Origin of the sequence: Bacillus sp. SRB_8, assembly GCF_003264205.1 — a bacterium.
GTDB classification, from domain to species: Bacteria; Bacillota; Bacilli; order Bacillales; family Bacillaceae_G; genus Bacillus_A; species Bacillus_A mycoides.
The window spans coordinates 1-768 of the sequence record NZ_NADT01000171.1; the positions used below are offsets into that span (position 1 = coordinate 1).

General features: G+C 46.7%; 1 protein-coding gene. It reads right to left on the reverse strand.

The genetic code is table 11. The annotated features are described in order from the left end of the window. The coding region (locus B5P40_RS32340; protein WP_181462985.1) for a gag-polypeptide of LTR copia-type domain-containing protein at positions 1-768 on the reverse strand (768 nt) is incomplete at both ends.

The window sequence follows — 768 nt, forward strand, 5'->3', positions numbered from 1 at the left end:
ATCCTTCAGATGTAGCTTGTCCAGGTGAGTAGAGGCTTTTATTCAGGTCTGGGACATAAAGAACATTGCTCAGAATATGATCATCATCCGCAAGTTGGATTCTTGAACGCCCAAATGCATGAACAGGGACTGTTGTTCGATCAGCAAGTTCTACCTTCACATCACCATGGGCAGGCTCTAGGTTGAATAATGCGCTTTTATCGTTCGTCATATGGTGGGAACATCCAGTGTCAACGTGCCAATGTGTTGAGTCGGTCTGACGCGAATACTGTGAATTTTCTTGCGGTTTATTCCAAATGCGAAGCTCCGGGTGTTGACTGTAACATTGTGAATCGCTGTGATTGGCTTTCGGATGGATTTTGCATTTTGCCTTTCGAGGATGAGCGAACGATGCGAAGTGAGTTTTGGACTGAAAAACCTGCGATTCCCGATTCTGAAGGAGCTCTGTCAGCTTGGCCAAGGTCATGAATTGCTGAGAATCGGCGCTTTCCGTCGCATCAAGTGTAGCTATTATGGGATCGAACTGCGGCGGGAGTCCTTCAAGAATTTTATCAATGACATCCTGAGGAGATAGTTCACGGCCGCAGGCCTTCAAATCCTTTGACGCGTTCTGAACTTTGGATATGTAGGATGAAATTGAGTCGGCACCCTTTTTCAAGGACCAAAAATAACGCCAAGCCTGAATTCGACTGCCGCGGCCGTTCCTTTCAAACTGCTCACACAGCTGTAAAAAAATCAATCGATCTGTCGGGAGGTCGATCACCGAAC